Origin of the sequence: Parasegetibacter sp. NRK P23 (genome assembly GCF_023721715.1) — a bacterium.
GTDB lineage: Bacteria > Bacteroidota > Bacteroidia > Chitinophagales > Chitinophagaceae > Parasegetibacter.
This window is the reverse complement of the sequence record NZ_JAMDLG010000001.1, coordinates 853190-869103: the sequence shown is the minus strand read 5'-3', so window position 1 is coordinate 869103 and position 15914 is coordinate 853190. Positions and strand designations below refer to the sequence as shown.

15 protein-coding genes are annotated in these 15914 nt (G+C 49.0%); 3 read left to right on the top strand and 12 right to left on the bottom strand.

The window, feature by feature from the left end:
* Window positions 1-23: 23 nt before the first annotated feature.
* From M4J38_RS03500 to M4J38_RS03465, 8 genes are all read right to left on the bottom strand, one after another.
* Window positions 24-1610, bottom strand: coding sequence for a zinc-dependent metalloprotease (locus M4J38_RS03500; protein WP_251758145.1), 1587 nt, complete (start codon window positions 1608-1610; stop codon window positions 24-26).
* Between the two features lie 49 nt (window positions 1611-1659).
* On the bottom strand, window positions 1660-2124 hold the full coding sequence (locus M4J38_RS03495; protein WP_251758144.1) for a hypothetical protein: 465 nt from the start codon (window positions 2122-2124) through the stop codon (window positions 1660-1662).
* Window positions 2125-2218: 94 nt separating this feature from the next.
* The gene (locus M4J38_RS03490; protein ID WP_251758143.1) at window positions 2219-2581 is read right to left on the bottom strand and encodes a CoA-binding protein; all 363 of its coding nucleotides are present in this window, start codon (window positions 2579-2581) and stop codon (window positions 2219-2221) included.
* The gene (locus M4J38_RS03485; protein ID WP_251758142.1) at window positions 2578-3084 is read right to left on the bottom strand and encodes a GbsR/MarR family transcriptional regulator; all 507 of its coding nucleotides are present in this window, start codon (window positions 3082-3084) and stop codon (window positions 2578-2580) included. The genes M4J38_RS03490 and M4J38_RS03485 overlap by 4 nt, the downstream gene beginning before the upstream one ends.
* Window positions 3085-3156: 72 nt before the next feature.
* Complete coding sequence (locus M4J38_RS03480; protein ID WP_251758141.1) at window positions 3157-3453, bottom strand: type II toxin-antitoxin system RelE/ParE family toxin; 297 nt, start codon at window positions 3451-3453, stop codon at window positions 3157-3159.
* Window positions 3446-3697: a type II toxin-antitoxin system ParD family antitoxin gene (locus M4J38_RS03475; protein WP_251758140.1), complete on the bottom strand. Its 252-nt coding sequence runs from the start codon at window positions 3695-3697 to the stop codon at window positions 3446-3448. The genes M4J38_RS03480 and M4J38_RS03475 overlap by 8 nt, the downstream gene beginning before the upstream one ends.
* A gap of 42 nt (window positions 3698-3739) precedes the next feature.
* Window positions 3740-3952, bottom strand: a complete 213-nt coding sequence (locus M4J38_RS03470; protein ID WP_251758139.1) for a hypothetical protein — start codon at window positions 3950-3952, stop codon at window positions 3740-3742.
* A gap of 31 nt (window positions 3953-3983) precedes the next feature.
* Entirely contained in the window at window positions 3984-5411 is a 1428-nt protein-coding gene (locus tag M4J38_RS03465; RefSeq protein ID WP_251758138.1) for a hypothetical protein, read from the bottom strand.
* 194 nt (window positions 5412-5605) lie between these two features.
* Between M4J38_RS03465 and M4J38_RS03460 the strand changes: the two genes are divergently transcribed.
* Together M4J38_RS03460 and M4J38_RS03455 are read left to right on the top strand one after the other, a co-directional pair.
* Window positions 5606-8152: a DPP IV N-terminal domain-containing protein gene (locus tag M4J38_RS03460; protein ID WP_251758137.1), complete on the top strand. Its 2547-nt coding sequence runs from the start codon at window positions 5606-5608 to the stop codon at window positions 8150-8152.
* 47 nt (window positions 8153-8199) lie between these two features.
* The gene (locus M4J38_RS03455) at window positions 8200-9243 is read left to right on the top strand and encodes a phytase (RefSeq protein WP_251758136.1); all 1044 of its coding nucleotides are present in this window, start codon (window positions 8200-8202) and stop codon (window positions 9241-9243) included.
* Window positions 9244-9427: 184 nt separating this feature from the next.
* Here M4J38_RS03455 and M4J38_RS03450 read toward each other — a convergent pair whose 3' ends face one another.
* From M4J38_RS03450 to M4J38_RS03435, 4 genes are all read right to left on the bottom strand, one after another.
* The gene (locus M4J38_RS03450; protein ID WP_251758135.1) at window positions 9428-11104 is read right to left on the bottom strand and encodes a pyruvate dehydrogenase complex dihydrolipoamide acetyltransferase; all 1677 of its coding nucleotides are present in this window, start codon (window positions 11102-11104) and stop codon (window positions 9428-9430) included.
* 309 nt (window positions 11105-11413) lie between these two features.
* The gene (locus tag M4J38_RS03445; RefSeq protein ID WP_251758134.1) at window positions 11414-13270 is read right to left on the bottom strand and encodes a DNA polymerase III subunit gamma/tau; all 1857 of its coding nucleotides are present in this window, start codon (window positions 13268-13270) and stop codon (window positions 11414-11416) included.
* Between the two features lie 87 nt (window positions 13271-13357).
* Window positions 13358-14521 (bottom strand): hypothetical protein, encoded by a 1164-nt coding sequence (locus M4J38_RS03440; RefSeq protein WP_251758133.1) that lies wholly within the window; start codon window positions 14519-14521, stop codon window positions 13358-13360.
* A gap of 2 nt (window positions 14522-14523) precedes the next feature.
* Entirely contained in the window at window positions 14524-15606 is a 1083-nt protein-coding gene (locus M4J38_RS03435) for an AI-2E family transporter (protein ID WP_251758132.1), read from the bottom strand.
* Window positions 15607-15696: 90 nt separating this feature from the next.
* Here M4J38_RS03435 and M4J38_RS03430 point away from each other — a divergent pair, with 90 nt between their 5' ends.
* Window positions 15697-15906 carry a YtxH domain-containing protein gene (locus M4J38_RS03430; protein ID WP_251758131.1) on the top strand — a complete coding sequence of 70 codons (210 nt, stop codon included), beginning with the start codon at window positions 15697-15699 and terminating at the stop codon, window positions 15904-15906.
* Window positions 15907-15914 lie beyond the last annotated feature (8 nt).

Below are 15914 nucleotides of genomic sequence, written 5' to 3'. Positions count from 1 at the left end.
GTTGCAACCGGAGCTTTGTTGAATTATTGTTTCATTAACTTCTCGGTTTGGCTGCTCATGCCATCCTGTATTTTGAGGAGGTAAATACCACCGGATGATAGCGTGAACCGGTTGGAACCCTTGTTCAATCTTCCTTTGCTGATCATTCTGCCAGAGGGATCCAGCAGCAGGTATTCGGCGGCATGTGCGGCGCTGATCTGGTAATTGCCGTTCCCGAGTGCATGTACTTCCGCTGTTTTCACCGGATCGCCTTTGATAACTACAGTATTAGAATAGTGGTGTTGGGCCGCATGAATGCCTTTGACCCGTAAACGGTAGTAATGCGGACCAGGTGTTTCCGGCGAATAAGTATAACTGTTGGAGTGATCCGATAGAAATACGGTCTCAAACCGTGTTCCGTCTTTGGATACCTGCAATTCGGCATTGTAACCTGGTTCGTCGCCGTCGATTTTCCATTGAAGGATGTGTTTGCTCCCCGATTGGGATCCCGTGAGCCTGATGTTGTGAACAGGAAGTATGCCATTTGCAACGAAGACACCGGTAATATTGTAGAAGCCGATGCTGGAGGTGTCAGAAAGATAGCTGTTCCCTACGCCATCCACGGCGAAATAATAAGTGCCTGCCTGAACAAATGTATCTATGGCCGCACTGAGTTTATCCGGGGGATTGAAGCTGGCAAGCGTATCGCCGTTGCTGCCGATCATACTGAGTTTGATGTCGAGATTAGCGCCGGAGTTATTGCTGTTCACCGTATATGGAACGGCGTTCAGTTGAAGGATAGCCGGTTGCGTGAGCGTTAAACTGAATACATCCTTATCGTCCATCCTGGTGAGGATACCGCTGGCGGCGATGCTGTTGCCACTGGTGGGGATAGGGGCGGCGGCTTCAATGTGATCGGCATGATCGTCGGCACGAAAGCTGATTTTATTGGCGAAGCTGGTAATGGTTTTGATATCGTCCTGTATGTAATTACAGCCGAAGGCGCTGGTGCCTTTGGTCCAGGTGGTGAGGTTGCGCGCATAACTGTTGCCCATGATGGGCGCCCAACTGATTTCACCAGTTCCTTTTCCTGAATTGTATTCTTCCACCAATGCACAGGATTCATTAAAGCGGCTCTGGTGTTGCAATCCGAGGGTATGTCCGGCTTCGTGAGAGCAGGCTTCCCCCACATTTTTGGTGGAATAACTGAGTTTATTGGGGAACACGAAACAGGGTGTATCATCGCCCCAGGTAAAAGACCCCACCCAGGCCGCGCCACCCGCATTGCCGTACCAGGCCGAAGTGGGGGTTACGATTACCCGTGTGCGTTGCCGGATGGGGGCTGCGAAATACACGGTGGAATCCGTGGTGATATTGATGTTGAAGGGACGGAAGTCTTCAGCGACCCGGTTGAAAATCTCTTCAATTGCCGTATTGGAGAAGCCGGACGCGGCAGCGGAAATTGGACCGCTCCAGTTCCAGGAGGTGCCGGTTACATAATGCCCGTCGAAATCAAGGAAAATAACCCCGGCGGCGGCAGGATAGCTGTTCAGTTTTATAACCTGGGCATTGGTTTTATGCGTCAGCCACAGCAGTACAACGCAGAGCAATGAACGTAAAATGGTTTTCATGCGGATGATGTTTGGATAGGGGATGGATCGGGCGGATCAAAAACGGGCGCTAGTCGACCAATAAAAACTTCGCGTTCGTTTTCACGAAGAAGTACTGGTCGTTCTCTTTCGTAAGCACGTACGCTTCACCGGTTTCCCGGTTGTAGATACGACCAGTGAACGAAGTGCTTCCGTCTTCTTCCGTGATTCTGGAAAGGGTGAGCAGGGCGCCTCCGTAATTGGCGGCTTTCAGTTGTATTCCTGAAACCTGTTTGTTCTTCCGGAAATTGGAGACGATCTCTCCTTCCAGCATGAAATCCGGGGCAATAAATACTTTGTTTTTTGTTCCTTCGCGGAGTTGTAAAGTGTGGCTTATTTCGTTCGCGGCGAAAGGGATTTTCGCTTTCACTTCACGGAACACTGATGGTGCGTTGGCAATCTGTTTCTGACGGGTGGGTTGCTCCTGTGATTGAGCAGACATGGCGCATCCCCCTACAAGAAACATCAGAACAGCTGCCTGTTTGAGGTTCTTCATACTACGATATTGGGTGTTACAAAATGGTTTTTGTAGGGACGAATGCTATTGCAAGTATAGAATAGGAACGTTTTTCCGCAAAAAATATTTCAGCCTAATACTGGTTTGTACTTAGCATTACCAGCGTGCAGGCCTCCACGGGTTCTATGCCATTTTGTTCCGCCAGCGCATACAGTTCAGGGTTTTCGGTGCCGGGGTTGAAAATAATACGTTTGGGTTTCAACGACAGGATATAATCATAATATTCCTGCTGGTGGGTTTCGTTCAGGTACAGGGTAATGGTGTCTATGTTTTCAAAAGGAAGTTTCTCCTTTAATATCGCTGTTCCGTCTACAGTAGTTGCTTTCCTGCCGATGCCCACCGTTTCATGCCCTCTTGCTTTCAGGCGTTGCATGGCCAGGTAGCTGTAACGTTGCGGGTTATCCGATGCGCCCAGTACAAGTGTTTTCTTACTCATTTGATCAGTTTTAACAAGGTGCCGGTGAACCAGTTTTCATCTGCTTTGATCAGTTTGTCGAGGGCATTGTCCGTTTGCCCGGCCATCTTCCTGATTCCTGTGATCGCGTTGTTGAAAGATTTCACCTCCGGATTTTTGGGGTCATCCTCCACTTCTTTCAATTGATCCAGGAGTTTCAGCATCGGCTCCAGTTCTCTTTTTTTCCGTTCCCTTGTGATCTGTTTCACCACCTTCCAGATGTCTTTCTCGGCGGTGAAGAATTCCTTTCTTTCACCAGGTATCAAAACGCGTTCCACCAGCCCCCAATCGATCAGTTCGCGGATATTCATATTGGCGTTGCCCCGGCTGATGTTGAGTTCTTCCATGATTACTTCCGCACTCAATGGTTCCGGGCTCACCAGCAGCAGCGCGTGGATTTGCGCCATGGTACGGTTGATGCCCCATTGTGAGCCGAATGCGCCCCAACTGGCGATGAATTGTTGTTTGGCTTCAGAGAATTTCATGAAGCAAAGGTAGGGGAATGTAAGAACTTTCAGGATTTTCAGAAAGTTTAACAGGTTGAAGCGTACTTGATTTTATTCTCTAATCCTGCTTTTCAGGTCCATTTGTTGGTGGAGGATTCTGAGAATGATTATTCCATTTACTGCAACTCGGTAGAATATGATATGCCTGTTAATGCGAAATCCAAGAATGTCAGGGCCGATAGGATCATAAGTTTTTCCAATGTCTGGTGTTTGTGCAATTTTGTTGCAAGTCTCAATAAGGATATTGTAATATTTATCCGCCTGCTTTTCTGACCATGCTTCAAATGTATAATCCCAAATATTAGAAAGGTCTGCGACAGCGCTATTAGAAAGTTCGTATTTAGCCATTTTTACGCTTCATGGCTTTAAGTTCCTGAAGGTGGCTCTTAGGATTGAACCCCGTAGCAATGCCGCTTTCTATTCCTTCCTCAATGGCGGATTTAAGTGTCAGAAATTTATTTTCTTCTTCTTCTAAAAGCCTCAATCCCGCACGTATTACCTCACTCGCATTTTTATACCTTCCTTTGGCTACCCTTGCTTCTACAAAATGTTCAAAATAGTCGCCTAATGAAACGGAAGTATTTCGTCCCATAATTTTAAAATTTACACCTAAATTACCAAATTATGGTAACTTTTACCTTGCTTTTTTGAATTGATCCAACATCCTGTTTCTACGGATCATTTGGGTAAAAAGTTGAAGTTTTTCAATATCCGGTCTGTTGATGTCTGCGAGTAATCGTTCTTCTTCAGATTGAAATACAAATTTCCCCTTTTGCTTTAGTGTGCCTTTGTTTTGAAAAGACTGATTCTGCTGAATGCCGCCTTTATTTTCTGATGGTATTTCCATAGATGCAATTTAAGAATTTATTGCCTCAGCCTCAAAAATCCGGGCACGCCACACCAGTATCCCGCTCCCGGAATTTCCAGCCGCGCACCGTAAGCGCCAGGTAAAATCCGCCATTGGGCATCGCGTTCTTTGTAAATATCCAGCCAGCGTTGTGAAGGCCCATTACTACCGGACCCAACTTTCCGGCAAGACCCACCCAGAATTTTCCTTCAGTAGTGTATTGCATGGGGAGGTAAGCGGCCAGTTTGCGTTTTTCCCAGCGCGGCGTAACGGCGATCATATCCATTTCGCGGACCGCATACTTTTCGTCGTGGGTGCTGGAGCGCAGGTTGGCGCTGATGTTCGCGTTCACATAAAAATCCTGCGTAACGTGTTTGTCGATGTTCACCACCAGTCGCGTGGGTTGATTCACAATGAAGTTGCCGTTAATGCCACGATAACCGGCCGCGATGGTTTCCAGGGAATCGTTGAATTCGGGCACGCCGGCCACGTTCTGGAATTTATATTGAAGGATGGAATCCACCACTTCGGTTTTGAATCCGCTGAAGCGACGGCTTTCCCGGCCGTGGCGGTATTGGTTTCTGCCGATGTCCAGGATGGAGAAGCCGATTTTCCAGTTGTAGGGCGGGGCATCTTCCTGGCGCACGTAACCATCGTACCGGAGCAATAGTTCGGCGCCTAGATCGGCGCTGGCGCTGTTTAAAGTATGGCCCATGACATCTTTGATGTTCTGCCAGGTGGATTTTTCGCTGCTGATGCGGTCGTAGTTTGAAGAATAACCGTACCGCCCGCGGCCATCGGTGACCACGAAGTAAGGTTGAAGCCCATCGTTCCTGATTTCAAAATACCCGTTGCTTAGGCGCACATAGCCCCCGGATAAACCGCGCTGCGCCTTTAGTGTAACGCCGCCCGACAAACGCATGAGCTCATTCTCGTAAAGGGTTTGCGCATACGAAAAGAACAGTTCTCCCCAGGAAGACTGCACCGCGCTTGCGCCGATGGGAACGGAAGCGAGCTGGTTCAGGTTGAAGAACTGGTTGGTAGTTTGAAGCGTATCCGTATAAAAATAAGGAGAGGAGCGCACATGAAGGTAGTGCCGCAGGTTAGCGCCCACTGCCACGGCCCTGTCTCTGCCGATATTGAAACGCAGGTTGAAAAGGCGTATATCCGACTGGTAATGCGCCCTTCGTCCATAGTAACCGCGGTTGAATTCCACATAGGAGTTTTTTGCCGTCCCCAACAAGCCATAGTCTTTCACCGTGGCTACGTTGTTAAAGGCTTTTTGTTGGGTGGAAAAAATAGTAAGGTCCCAGGGAAAGGGCTGGTGCACAATGGATGCGGGATTGTTGTAAACGGTGAGTCCGCTCCCGTAAACATTGCCATGCAGCGCATGGTACGATTGCGCCTTAACGGTATGATAAACGATTACCAATAGGAGGAGAAGCCGGATCTTTTTCAAAGCTGTTCAATTATAATAGTGATACAGTTTGGTTCTTCAGGCGGTATCGGCGCTTCAAATATCCAATAAATATGGGAATGGTGGTTTTAAAGGACAGAATTAAGTTTACAAGGAAAGTTTTTGAGGGAGATAACGTCTGATTTCCTTTCCAAAGCACTAAATTGCTTTTTCTTCAAACCAAACTGAATTACACCATGCAAAGGTTCTTTCTGCGGATCATGCCCGCCTTTTTGGGGGTATTGATGGCCGTAACCCCGGCATTGGCCCAAAACCCCGCTGCTGTTACCAAAGGCAATTACAACCTTGCCGCCCGTTTTTCTCCCAAGAAACTAAGTAAACTGATCTTCTCCACTTCGGTGGACCCGCATTGGATGCGCAATTCCGATCGTTTCTGGTACACCTGGGAATCGCCTTCCGGGAAAAAATGGTACATCGTGGATCCGGCTAAAGCTACCAAAACAGAAATGTTCGATACCGATAAAATGGCCGCGGACATCACGCGTATCGTGAAGGACCCTTTCGATGGGCAGCACCTTCAGCTCGATAACCTCGAATTTATTAAAAATGAGACGGCCATCAGGTTCGAAGTAAGGAGCACAGAGGAAGTGGAGAAAAAGGATACCACTACTAAAAAGGACTCTACCCGCCGCGCCACACCACCGGCGAAAGAAAAAAAGACCTTTTATTTTGAATACAATCTCCAGACCCGTGAACTGAAAGAACTCACCGATTACGAGAAGCCAAAGCGCCGCCCGATGTGGGCCTCCATCGCGCCAGACAGCTCCATGATAGTCTTCGCGAAGAACCATAACCTGTACTGGATGGACAAGGAGAACCTCTACAAAGCCATCAAGAATGAAGACGATTCCACCATTGTTGACCACCAGATTACAAAGGATGGCGTGGAAGATTTCGGCTTCGGAAGAGGGTATGGGGAAACCGACGTGGAAAAGGAAAAGAACAAAAACAAGCGCAAAGGCGCTTACGTACTTTGGTCGCCTGACTCCAAGTTTTTCACCACCACGCTTTCAGATGTACGCAAAGTAAGCGACTTGTGGGTGATCAACAACGTGGCCGAACCACGCCCTACGCTGGAAACCTATAAATACCATATGCCGGGTGAAGCGAACGCTCCCATCGAATACCTGATCGTATTTGACGCCACCACCAAACAGGTGAAAAAACTGGATGCGGGCAGGTATAAAGACCAGACCATTGGTTTGTGGGCATCTCCCTGGAAACCCAGCGATCGTGACGTTGATTTCCGTCCTTCCACCTGGCTGGGCACCAATACTAAGTTTTACATGAACCGTACCAGCCGCGACCTCAAGAAGATCGACGTTTGTATGGTGGATGCGGCTTCCGGGAAAGTAACACCTGTTATTGAAGAGAAGCTGAACACCTATGTGGAGATCCGTCAAGTAGCCCTGGTGAACGGAGGAAAAGAACTGATCCAGTGGTCAGAAAAAGACGGATGGGCACATTTTTACCTGTACGATGAAAATGGTAAACTGAAAAACCAGATCACTTCAGGGGCTTTCCATTGTGAAGAGATTGTGGAAGTGGATGAAAAGAACCGCGTACTTTATTTTACGGCGAACGGAAGGGAAAGCCTTCCTGCCAAAGGAAAGGATGGCGTTGCGGAAAAAGAAGATCCCTACTATGTACACCTTTACAGGGTGAACTTTGATGGTACCGGTCTGAAATTGCTGAATCCCGGCAACTTCGACCACAGCTCCAGCATGGGGGATTCCTATAAGTATTTTGTGAACAACTATTCCCGTGTAAATACCACGCCAGAATCAGTGTTGATGGACAACACCGGTAAGCTGATCATGAAGCTGGAAACCGCTGATTTGTCTAACCTGTTCGCGGCTGGTTACAAATTCCCCGAGCCTTTCAAAGTGAAGGCCGATGATGGCATCACCGACCTGTTCGGGGTAATGTACAAACCTTTCGATTTCGATTCCACCAAAAAATACCCCATCATTGAATACGTGTATCCCGGTCCGCAAACGGAAGCGGTGAACAAAGCTTTCGGCAGAAGTATGGATAGAATTGACCGCCTTGCGCAATTCGGCTTCATCGTGGTAACGGTAGGCAACAGGGGCGGGCATCCCAGCCGCTCCAAGTGGTACCACAATTACGGGTACAACAACCTCCGAGATTATGGCCTGGCCGATAAGAAGGCGACCGTGGAGCAACTGGCAGTAAGGTATCCTTTCATTGACGCCGACAGGGTAGGGATTACGGGGCACTCCGGTGGTGGATTCATGTCAACCGCGGCTATGCTTGTATATCCCGATTTCTTTAAAGTGGCGGTTTCAGGCGCCGGCAACCACGAAAACAATATCTACAACCGCTGGTGGAGCGAAAAGCACCATGGCGTAAAGGAAATCATCACACCCAAAGGCGACACTACATTCCAGTACAATATTGAAAGAAACCCTGAACTGGCGAAGAACCTCAAAGGAAAACTGCTGTTGGTGACGGGCGATATTGATAACAACGTTCACCCCGCGAATACCATCCGCATGGCGAATGCCCTCATCAAAGCCAACAAACGCTTCGATTTTATGCTGATGCCCGGCCAAAGACACGGATTTGGTGATATGACTGAATATTTCTTCTGGCTGATGGGTGATTATTTCTGCAAATACCTGCTTGGTGATTTTTCTCAACCGGTTGACATCATGGAAATAAACCGGGAAGTGGAGCAGACAGGCAACAAAAGAAGGTAATAATTCCTTAACCGGAAGGTTATACCAGTCTGAATTAATTTCGCCGCATGCAAAAAAGAACGTTTTTGTATGCGGCGATTTTGTTTTCCGCCTGCAATACCCAGCCCCCGGTGGCGAAGGATGCCCTGAAACCAGCGGTTGTAACCGAAGTTACGCCACACGATACCGATGATCCTGCGATCTGGATCCATCCCACGCATCCCGATTCCAGCCTGATCATCGGAACGGATAAAGATTCGGATGGCGGGTTGTATGTATATGACCTTTCCGGAAAGATGCTCCGGGAAAAAACAGTGCGTCCTCTGAAACGCCCCAATAATGTGGATATCGTTCAGAACGTGAAGATCGGGGGCAAAACGATGGACATCGCCGTTGCCACTGAAAGAGAGACGAACAGCATCCGTATATTCTCTGTTCCAGATATGCGTCCGCTTGACAATGGTGGCATTGAAGTGTTCACCGGTGAACAGGAGCGCGGACCTATGGGCGTAGCATTGTACCATAATACGGCCGACAGTGCAGTTTACGCCATCGTGGGAAGAAAGTTCGGTCCGAAGGATGCTTACCTCTGGCAATATAAACTGGAAGCGGATGCTGGTGGAAATATTACCGGCACCGTTGTGCGCAAATTCGGAAAGTTCATGGGTGGAAAAGAAATTGAGAGCATTGCCGTGGATGCTAAGTTGGGCTACATTTATTATTCTGATGAAGGATATGGTGTGCATAAATATCATGCTAATCCCGCAAAAGGAAATGAAGAACTGGCCGTATTCGGGTTGAAGGAGTTTAAAGAAGATGTGGAAGGTATTTCTATTTACCAGAGTACGGACTCAACCGGGTACATCATCGTTTCCAACCAGCAGGAGAATACCTTCAACTTCTACCCCAGGGAAGGTGTTTCAGGTAACGTCCATCAACATACGCTGATCGGAAAACTACCTTTCTCTACTGTCTCAAGTGATGGTTCGGAAGTAACATCCGTTCAACTTGGGAACAGCTTCCCGAAGGGCGTATTCGTAGCCATGAGCGAAGGAATGGTGTTCCATTACTACGACTGGCGTGATATCGAAAAGCGGTTACTTAAAAAATAATCCTTTACAACAACCTTCCGCTGCGTGCACATGGCGCGCTCCACAGGCTGGGTCACCAGGAGCGGAAAAACTCCGTAATGAGTACGGCCCTGTGCATTGCGCAGCATCCTATTGTTAGTGTTTAAAAAGAAAGAGGCCACGCGGTTTGCGTGGCCTCTTTACGTATTATGTTTGAACGTTTCCGTTACACGAGCATTCTAACGGGTTCTTCCAGCAGGCTCTTCAGTGTTTGCAGGAACGCTGCGCCTGTTGCGCCATCCACTACACGGTGGTCACAGCTCAGGGTTACTTTCATCACATTGCCCACTTTAATCTGACCATCTTTTACAACGGGCACCTGGCTGATACCACCTACCGCGAGAATGCAGGCATCGGGCGGGTTGATGATGGCGGTGAATTCGTCCACACCGAACATACCAAGGTTAGAGATGGTAAAGGTGGAACCTTCCCAATCGGCAGGTTGCAACTTCTTGTCTTTGGCGCGTTTGGCATACTCCTTCACTTCAGCACCGATCTGGCTGAGGGATTTGGTATCGGCGAAACGGACTACAGGAACCAGCAGCCCTTCATCCACGGCAACGGCTACGCCGATGTTCACGTGGTGGTTGGTGCGGATCTTGTCGCCCAGCCAGCTGCTGTTCACAGCGGGATGTTGTTTCAGCGAAAGCGCCACGGCTTTCAGCACCATATCGTTGAAGGAAATTTTTACGGGAGCGGTTTCATTCATTTTGGCGCGGCTTTCCACGGCTTTGTCCATATCAATAGACATCGTAACGTAGAAGTGCGGTGCGGTGAACAGGCTTTCGCTGAGGCGCTTGGCGATTACCTTGCGCATTTGCGAAACAGGCTTCTCGTCGAAGCTTTCCTGGCCGTATACTGCAGGAGCGGCGGTTGTTTTTGCAGCAGGGGCGGCAGAAGCTTTTTCAGCGGCGGGAACATAATTGTCAACGTCGGATTTAACAATACGGCCATTGTCTCCTGTTCCGGTTACTTTGGTGATATCGATGCCTTTTTCAGCGGCGATCTTTTTGGCGAGTGGGGATGCTTTGATCCTTCCGTCGCTGGAAACATTTTCAGAAGTGGTATCACTTTCCTTATTGGTATCTTCCTTTTTGCTTTCTACGGAAGAGGCGGGTGTACCTGTGGCACCTTTCACGTCACCTTCTCCTTTGGCTTCGATGCCACCGCCTTTGGCTGCGGCAACGATCGCGTCCACATTTGTTTTATCATTTCCGATGATGCAGAGCAGGGCGTTAACAGGAACTTTGTCGCCTTTTTCAGCGCCAATATAAAGCAGGGTGCCATCTTTATAACTTTCCAGTTCCATGGTCGCCTTATCGGTTTCCACTTCCGCAAGCAATTCTCCTTTTTTAACGGAGTCGCCCACTTTTTTATGCCAGGCGGCGATCACGCCTTCTGTCATGGTATCGCTGAGACGTGGCATCAGGATGGCTTCTTCCACAGTGGCCAGGTCCATACCGGAAGCCGCGGTTTTTTCAGCCTTAGGTGCTTCCGTTTGCGCTTCAGCTTTGGGTGCTTCTTCTTTTGTTGCTTCGGATTTCTTTTCGGCTGCGGGAGCGGCTTGTCCGCCATTTTGCTTCACGAGATCATCTACATTTTCCCCTGGTTTTCCGAGGATGGCCAGCAAAGCGTTCACGTCCACTTTTTCTCCATTCTGGGCACCCACGTACAGGAGCGTACCGTCCTGGTAGCTTTCCAGTTCCATGGTGGCCTTATCGGTTTCAACTTCAGCCAGTAAATCTCCTTTCTTAACGGTATCACCCACTTTTTTGTGCCAGGCGGCTATCACACCTTCGGTCATGGTATCGCTCAGGCGGGGCATGAGTATCACTTCAGCCATAAAAAGATAATCGTTTTTAGTTGTTCGATTGCATGTGTTTCCCGGTTTCCCGGTACCCATTTGCTTAATGGAAGGCCGAAATTACAGGAAAAAGGCGAATTATGGTGCAGCGGTTCCCATAATTGGCTCAGCCTTTACCGGAAGCACAGATCATACACTGATAGGATCTTAGCACCAGTAAAGGCTGATGGTCGGAAAGCAATTCCGGAACGAATGTAGGGAAAGCTTTTGTTAAGAAAATGAAAATGGTTTTTACCTTATCATTAAACGGTGTTTTTACATTTCTGATCAGGGTGTTTTCACCGAAAATTAATCTACTTCGAGCCGGAGTTTTATCCGCAAATCGTTGATCAGTGGGTATTGTTCGGCCATCTGCATGAATACCTCGCGTGGTGTGAGCGGCCGTTCGAATTTCAGGCCGAGGTCTGCTCTTTGCTCAATCACCACGGTGAAAAGCAACCTGTTGTTGCAGAACTTCTCCTGCAGGTATTCCGCGAGTTCCCGCTTTTCAGCATCAATAAAGCGGGCCATGATATTGTCGCCGGTAACTACTTCAAAGTTTTCATCGTCCAGGATACGCAGTTCGGATAATTCGAAACTTTGTACGGCTGGGTTTTTCGCTTCCCTTAATTTGTTGGCGAAGCCCTGCCAGTGTTCTTTCAACAGTTCCTGCGTAAGGGCGATGCGTTCTTTTTTCTCGGAAGGGCCGCTGTTTCTTGCCGCGATCTCCTGCCGGAGTTTACTCAGTGAGCTGAGTTTCAGTCCTCCGCCATTAGGTGGAGCAGGTGCGGTAACTGTAGCGGGTTTGACGGCTGCGCTGGGGGCTCCCGTTTGTATTGGTGTTGTTGGAGTTTGGAAAGCGGCCGGTTGAGTATTTGCTGAAGGTGCCGCCGCAGCCTGTGTAGCAGTGGTTGCAACTGGCTTCGGTGTGGCTGATGTTTCCACAATCAGTTTCGCGCCTGAAACCGGTTTTTTCTCTGGAGCGGGTGCCAGTGAAACCGTTCTGAACGCCAGCGGCCGGTCAGTTATTTTTTTTTTATCCGGGCCGGAGCCGCCATCGGTAATTTCTATCGCCTGCTGGAGGTAACAGAGTTTGATGAGGGTAAGTTCTATGTGGAGGCGCTTGTTCCTGGCGCCGCGGTATTGTATTTCCGCATCGGAAAGCAGGTTCAGCGCACTCACCAGCAGGGAAGCGCTGACGGCCCCAGCCATGGTTACATAACGGTCTTTGAAACTCTCCACCACATCCAGCAGTGACGCCACTTTCGGGTCTTTGCACACCAGCAGGTTCCGGATGAATTCGGCCAGCCCGTTCAATACGGTATCGCCTTCAAAACCTTTCCGGTTGATCTCGTCGAACATCAGGAGCGCCGAAGATACATCCTGCTTCAGCATGGCGTCCATGAGCCGGAAATAATAATCCGCGTCCAGGATATTGAGGTGCTCCAGGGTATTCGTGTAGCTAAGTTCCCCGTTGGTGAAACTCACGATCTTGTCCATGATGCTCAGCGCGTCGCGCATACAACCTTCACTTTTCTGGGCGATCAGTTGCAGGGCGGCCATTTCCGCTTTCACTGCTTCTTTCTCACATATCTCGTTGAGGTGGTCGGCGGTATCCTGGGTGGTGATCCGTTTGAAATCGAAAATCTGGCAACGGGAAAGGATCGTGGGCAGTATCTTATGTTTTTCCGTGGTGGCCAGGATAAAAATGGCATACGGAGGCGGTTCTTCCAGTGTTTTCAGGAAGGCGTTGAAGGCCGAGGAACTGAGCATGTGCACCTCATCGATGATGTACACCTTGTACTCCCCCGCCTGTGGCGCGAAACGTACTTGTTCCACCAGTGTACGGATATCGTCCACCGAGTTGTTGGAGGCGGCATCCAGTTCATGGATATTCAGCGAGGCCCCATCGTTGAAGGATACACAGGAATGACAGGTATTGCAGGCTTCCCCATCTTCTCCGGGATGCGCACAGTTGATGGTCTTGGCCAGGATACGCGCGCAGGTGGTCTTCCCCACACCCCGCGGACCACAAAACAAAAAGGCATGCGCCAGTTGTTTGTTGCGGATCGCGTTCTTTAAGGTGGTGGTAATATGCTGCTGCCCCACAACGGTGCTGAAATTCTGTGGTCTGTACTTCCGGGCCGAAACGATGAACTTTTCCATTATGGTTGCAAGATAGAGATTTTACTTTTCAGGCAAACAGGTACGGTGTTTAAACCTGCGCTACATCCGTTATTTTCCGGGTCCCGGTCAGAGGATGGGGTGGCGCTCGAAAGGTTGGGTCCTGTCGAAATTGTACCGGTATGTGATCAGTTCCCGGGTCCGGAAGGAGTCTGGCAGGTTTTCGGCTACGTTGATCATTTTTGGGTTGAAATCGCCGATCCACTGCATTTCATATTCCGTGTAAGGGGTTTCCGGCTGCACCACTTTGGCGGTTTCTACAATAATATAGGCATCCACCCCCTTTGCCTGGTACTCGGGGATAATACCGAATACAATACCCGTTAATTTACGGCAGGGTTTGGTGGCTTTCACCCAAAGGAACTTCAACTTCGCGAGCAGGTTGAACTGCCCGTTCAGGTGTTTGAACCATTGGTTCAGATCGGGCAGGTTCACAAACAGTGCGATAGGTTTGTTGTTGTGGTAGGCAAACCAGATGATACGCTCGTCCATAACGGGTTTCATGGTTTTGAACATGACGATCACCTGTTCTTTCCGGAGTTCCTTCATGCCCCCATGTCCCGCCCAGGCCTTGTTGTATATTTCAGTGAAATCTTCCGCGAATTTTTCCAATTGGTCCTTACGGATATGTTTGGCGGAATAAGCGGGGTCTGCTGCCACACGCGCGTGCCTCTTCAGCAGTTTTTCGCTCATGGGCTTTTTCGCGTCCATGCCGAAGCATACCTGGTGAAAGAAGGGCCTGAATCCGTAATTTTCTACCAGTTCCTGGTAATAGGGTGGATTAAAGTTCATCCCGTAAAGTGGTTCCTGGAAACCTTTCACCACCAGTCCCCACCAGCGGTCGCGTTCCCCGAAGTTGATGGGGCCGTCCATGGCGGTCATGCCGCGTTGCAGGAGCCAGTGTTTCGCTACGTCGAACAGCATATCCGCCGCGTCTTGGTGATGAATGCAATCGAAGAAGCCCATTCCGCCCACGGGACCTTTATCACCTTTGGACCTGTATTTTTTATTGACGAAGGCCGCGATCCTGCCGATCAGTCTTCCTTCTCCATCCTTCAATACCCAACGTGCGCATTCCCCATGCCGGAAAGCCTTGTTCTGCGCGGGATCAAATACCATCCTGATGTCTTTATCAAGCGGTCGTATGTAATGAGGGGTATTCCTGTTCACTTCCACCGAAGCCTTCAGAAACAATGCTTCAGTAGCCTTATCCGATACCTGGATCAATTCCATGCTTATGGCTTTTTCGTTCCTAAAAAGGGCAAGTTAAACCGAACAGGGCGAATTTTATTCTTTTTTATGACCGGAACATCGGTCTGGTATTCCGCGTAATAAATCTTCAGGAGGATAATAAAATAGGAGATCAGGAGTGGCCCGAATATCAATCCGGGAATATTAAAATATTTCAGTCCGATGATCACGCCCAGCACGGTAACCACGGGATGTACATCGGCCATGCGCTTGGCGAGCATGAACCGGATCACATTGTCAAGGCTCCCCAGCGCAGCCGCGCCCCAGATGATGATAAATACGCCCTGCCAGATGGAGCCACCCGCTAAAAGGTAGATACCCGCGGGCACCCATACCAACCCGGTGCCAACAATAGGAATGATGGAAGAGAAACCTGTGATGATGCCCCAGAAACCCGCTTCGGGCAGGCCCGCTATCAGGTAACCACCGTAACCGCAAAGCCCCTGTGCCACTGCAATCAGGGGAACACCCACCGCATTGCTGAAGGTCTGCGCCACCAGTTCCTGCCCGAACAATTCGATTTTCCTCCGCTGGAAGGGAAGGTAAAACACGATGGCCGCTTCCATCCTGTTTACATTGTACAACATGAAATAAAGAAAGAAATACATCATGGTAATGGTGCCGAAAATGCCCAGGCTTTCATTCAGGATCGATTGTATGGCACCGGTAGCGAATCCTTCAATATTGCTGATGTTCTTTTCTGAAAGCAATTTGAAATTATATTGAGACTGTATGCGCTGGTCGAATTCTTTTAACGCGCTTACCAGCGCTTCAGGATCACTAACAAAAGCGCTTATCTTATTATACAGCATCGCGCCCAGCAAACTGATCGGCAAGAGGATGATAAAGAAAGAAATCACGATGATGACCACGGCTGCCAGTGATTTATTCCAGCCCTTTTTCAAAAGCCTGCACATGCTCGGTTTGGCCAGCACATAAAACATAATGGCGCCCAGGAAACCGGTGAAGAATTCTATCAGACTGAAAAAAAGAAACCCGCCGAAAAGCAGGATGATGGTCAGGAAGAGGTACTTGTTCATCTTCCGGTCGGATAGCTTTGTCTCCATTTGTTATTTTTGTAGTGGAATGGTATTTGATTAACTTAGGTAGGCTCAAACCTACACTGATTCTTTCACAATTTTAAAAAACATACCAACATGGCAAGTAATTCGAAACTACTCGTAGGATTTATACTTGGCGCTGCCGCGGGCGCTGCTTTAGGTGTTTTTCTCACCAGCGATAAGGGGAAAGAACTGATCGCGGACCTGAAAGATGCCGCGGGCAAGTTCTCTGATGAAGTGAAAGAAACGATCAACAAGGGAAAGCAATTCGCTGATGACCTCGAAGGCACCACGGAACAGGCCTGATCTTCTAT

Excerpts from the sequence above, each read along its gene's own strand:
- M4J38_RS03500 (WP_251758145.1), bottom strand. The coding sequence starts at position 1,610 with ATGAAAACCATTTTACGTTCATTGCTCTGCGTTGTACTGCTGTGGCTG.
- M4J38_RS03495 (WP_251758144.1), bottom strand. The coding sequence starts at position 2,124 with ATGAAGAACCTCAAACAGGCAGCTGTTCTGATGTTTCTTGTAGGGGGA.
- M4J38_RS03490 (WP_251758143.1), bottom strand. The coding sequence starts at position 2,581 with ATGAGTAAGAAAACACTTGTACTGGGCGCATCGGATAACCCGCAACGT.
- M4J38_RS03485 (WP_251758142.1), bottom strand. The coding sequence starts at position 3,084 with ATGAAATTCTCTGAAGCCAAACAACAATTCATCGCCAGTTGGGGCGCA.
- M4J38_RS03480 (WP_251758141.1), bottom strand. The coding sequence starts at position 3,453 with ATGGCTAAATACGAACTTTCTAATAGCGCTGTCGCAGACCTTTCTAAT.
- M4J38_RS03475 (WP_251758140.1), bottom strand. The coding sequence starts at position 3,697 with ATGGGACGAAATACTTCCGTTTCATTAGGCGACTATTTTGAACATTTT.
- M4J38_RS03470 (WP_251758139.1), bottom strand. The coding sequence starts at position 3,952 with ATGGAAATACCATCAGAAAATAAAGGCGGCATTCAGCAGAATCAGTCT.
- M4J38_RS03460 (WP_251758137.1), top strand. The coding sequence starts at position 5,606 with ATGCAAAGGTTCTTTCTGCGGATCATGCCCGCCTTTTTGGGGGTATTG.
- M4J38_RS03455 (WP_251758136.1), top strand. The coding sequence starts at position 8,200 with ATGCAAAAAAGAACGTTTTTGTATGCGGCGATTTTGTTTTCCGCCTGC.
- M4J38_RS03450 (WP_251758135.1), bottom strand. The coding sequence starts at position 11,104 with ATGGCTGAAGTGATACTCATGCCCCGCCTGAGCGATACCATGACCGAA.
- M4J38_RS03445 (WP_251758134.1), bottom strand. The coding sequence starts at position 13,270 with ATGGAAAAGTTCATCGTTTCGGCCCGGAAGTACAGACCACAGAATTTC.
- M4J38_RS03440 (WP_251758133.1), bottom strand. The coding sequence starts at position 14,521 with ATGGAATTGATCCAGGTATCGGATAAGGCTACTGAAGCATTGTTTCTG.
- M4J38_RS03435 (WP_251758132.1), bottom strand. The coding sequence starts at position 15,606 with ATGGAGACAAAGCTATCCGACCGGAAGATGAACAAGTACCTCTTCCTG.
- M4J38_RS03430 (WP_251758131.1), top strand. The coding sequence starts at position 15,697 with ATGGCAAGTAATTCGAAACTACTCGTAGGATTTATACTTGGCGCTGCC.